Source organism: Mycobacterium sp. (assembly GCF_049673265.1).
Lineage (GTDB): Bacteria > Actinomycetota > Actinomycetes > Mycobacteriales > Mycobacteriaceae > Mycobacterium.
In genome coordinates, this window is sequence record NZ_JBATXN010000665.1 from 1 (window position 1) to 2,475 (window position 2,475).

At 63.2% G+C, this 2,475-nt stretch carries 3 protein-coding genes; 2 read left to right on the top strand and 1 reads right to left on the bottom strand.

Annotation, left to right across the window (positions count from 1 at the left end; genetic code table 11):
• Nucleotides 1-237: 237 nt before the first annotated feature.
• A complete protein-coding gene (locus WBF82_RS22515; RefSeq protein WP_424385146.1) occupies nucleotides 238-729 on the bottom strand; it encodes a beta-class carbonic anhydrase in 492 nt (163 codons plus the stop codon).
• 252 nt (nucleotides 730-981) lie between these two features.
• Between WBF82_RS22515 and WBF82_RS22520 the strand changes: the two genes are divergently transcribed.
• Both WBF82_RS22520 and WBF82_RS22525 read left to right on the top strand, forming a co-directional pair.
• Nucleotides 982-1,959 (top strand): ABC transporter permease, encoded by a 978-nt coding sequence (locus WBF82_RS22520; RefSeq protein ID WP_424385147.1) that lies wholly within the window; start codon nucleotides 982-984, stop codon nucleotides 1,957-1,959.
• Nucleotides 1,960-1,982: 23 nt separating this feature from the next.
• Nucleotides 1,983-2,475, top strand: a 493-nt coding sequence (locus WBF82_RS22525) for an ABC transporter permease (RefSeq protein ID WP_424385148.1), incomplete at its 3' end; no start/stop codon positions are given.

Below are 2,475 nucleotides of genomic sequence, written 5' to 3' on the forward strand. Positions count from 1 at the left end.
CGGTCGCTTTCCCCCGCCGCCGGGCTAGTCGTCGCTTGACTAGACATCAACCCTCAATTCTGGGTAAAGCTGGTAGTATTGGCCAGGTTTATGAGCATTACCCTGTATAAAACCAGCATGAGCCGAAGCTGTCAATGAATTCGCTCGATCCGGCTCGTCACCAGCAGCCACCGCAGTTACCCGCCCGCTGAGCCATTGAAGAGACTTTGAGGACCGTGAGGTTCAGCGGGGCCAGAGCTACAGCTTGACCTCGTTGAGCTGGCCCGTCGCGACGTCGAAGACGAACCCGCGCAACGACTCGTGCTTGGTTACGAACGGGCTGTTCTCGATGCGGCGCAGTGACTGGCGAACGTCCTCGGCCAGATCAGGGAAGGCCTCGGCCGCCCACGGGGGTTTGACCCCGGTTTCTTCTTGGATGGCGCGTTTGAAGTCGTCGTCGTGGAACGTAAGCATCCCGCAGTCGGTGTGGTGAATCAGGATGATCTCGCGGGTTCCCAGCAACCGTTGGCTGATCGCGAGCGAGCGGATCGCATCGTCGGTGACTACGCCACCGGCGTTGCGGATGACGTGCGCCTCGCCCTCTTTGATTCCTAGCAGACGGTAGACGTCCAGCCGGGCGTCCATGCACGCCAGCACGGCCACATGTTTGCTCGGCGGCAGCGGCAGCGGCCCCTTGAAGGAGCTCGCGTATTCGGCGTTATGGCCTAGGTAGTCATCGGTAACCGTCACGCCAATCTCCTTGTGTCACAGTGTCGTTTGCTGCACGGTCGCGACCCAAAGGGGTCAGTTTAACAATCGACGGACAGACTTTCACCGGTCCGGATCAGCCCGATCAGAACGACTCGGAGCGGTCGGCCGGTGTCGCAGCGGGAATGGATTTCGGCACCCACGCGGCCTAGCTGCGCCTTTGGCCCGTGCCCGCGCCGGCCCAGATCAGATCTTTTACCCTGGCCCCATGCGAGACAGGCAAGGCCGGCGGCCATGATCCGCTTCCTGCTACGCCGATTGCTCAACTACATCGTGCTGCTGGTACTGGCGTCGTTCTTGGCCTTCTACCTGGCCTCGGTGGCGTTTCATCCGTTGGACAGCTTCATCGAACGTCACCCCCAGCCGCCCGCCGAGGCGATCCACGCCAAAGCCGTCGAACTCGGCTTGGACAAGCCGATACCCATCCGGTACGCGGAATGGGCTGCGGATGTGGTCCAAGGCGACTTCGGCACCACGGTGACCGGCCACCCCGTCACCCAGGAGTTGTGGCCGCGGGTGGGGGTCAGTTTTCGGCTGGTGCTGATCGGTTCCCTGGTGGGCACACTGGCCGGCGTGGTCCTGGGCGCCTGGGGAGCGGTCCGTCAGTATCGGCTGAGCGACCGCGTGATCACCGTGCTGTCTCTCATCGTGCTGAGCATTCCGTTCTTCGTGCTGGCCGGCCTGCTCATCCTTGCCTCGCTGCGGGTCAACAACGTGGCCGGGGTGCGGATCTTTGCCTACACCGGGGAAACGTCGCCGATTCCGCCGGACGGAATCTGGGACCAGCTGGTCGACCGCGCTCGGCACATCGTGTTGCCGAGCCTCACGCTGGCCCTCGGCGCGGCTGCGAGCTTCAGCCGATACCAGCGCAACGCGATGCTCGACGTGCTCGGCGAGGATTTCATTCGGACCGCTCGAGCCAAGGGCCTGACTCGCCGGCGTGCGCTGTTCAAGCACGGTTTACGCACCGCGCTGATTCCGCTGGCCACTTTGTTCGCCTACGGGGTTAGCGGCCTTGTCGTCGGCGCGGTGTTCATCGAGAAGATCTTCGGCTGGCACGGCATGGGCGAGTGGGTGGTGCAGGCCATTCAGAGTCAGGACACCCACATCGTCGCGACTATCACGCTATTCACCGGTGCCGCACTACTATTCGCCGGACTGTTGTCTGACGTCATCTATGCGGCCCTTGACCCGAGGGTGCGGGTGTCATGACTCACCCGGGCGACGACGCGCTGATGACTCAAGAGGCCCCCACGGACACCACGCCCCTGCGGGTCGGCATCAAGCCGGCTACCTTCACCTCACGACGCAGCCTGGTCCTACGTCGCTTCGTCCGCAACAGACCCGCTGTGGTGGCGTTGGGATTGCTGGTGGTGCTATTCGTCGGCTGCTACGGGCTGCCGCCGCTGCTCCCCTACGACTACACCGCTCTGGACTACCACGCGCTGCTGCAGCCACCGTCGGTCAAGCATTGGTTCGGCACCAACGCGCTCGGCCAGGATCTGTTGGCCCGAACGCTGCGCGGCATGCAGAAGTCGATGCTGATCGGCTTTTGTGTGGCACTGATATCGACCAGCATCGCCGCCACCGTCGGATCGATCGCCGGCTACTTCGGCGGCTGGCGCGACCGGACGTTGATGTGGCTGGTGGACCTGCTGCTGGTGGTGCCCGGCTTCCTGATAATCGCCATCATCACTCCGCGTATCAAACAGTCGAGCAGCATGCTGT